General features: G+C 44.3%; 1 protein-coding gene. It reads left to right on the forward strand.

All coding sequences use genetic code 11. The features are described 5' to 3' along the window. Positions 1-255 (forward strand): NAD(+) synthase (gene nadE / locus SB756_RS32440; RefSeq protein WP_410913553.1); only part of this gene is annotated, 255 nt, incomplete at both ends.

The raw sequence follows: 255 nt of genomic DNA on the forward strand, positions 1-255 counted from the left end.
CAAATAGATTTTATTAAAGGTAACGTTAAAGCACGCCAACGTATGGTTTCTCAATACGAAATTGCTGGTTTTAGCCAAGGCTTAGTTGTAGGTACCGATCATAGCGCAGAAAACATTACAGGCTTTTACACTAAATTTGGCGATGGTGCATGTGATTTAGCGCCTCTTTTTGGTTTATCTAAGCGCCAAGTTCGCGCACTAGCGACTGCCCTAGGTGCGCCAGCAGTGCTTGTTGAAAAAGCCCCTACAGCCGAT

This window comes from Pseudomonas sp. SIMBA_068, assembly GCF_046534705.1.
GTDB classification, from domain to species: Bacteria; Pseudomonadota; Gammaproteobacteria; order Pseudomonadales; family Pseudomonadaceae; genus Aquipseudomonas; species Aquipseudomonas putida.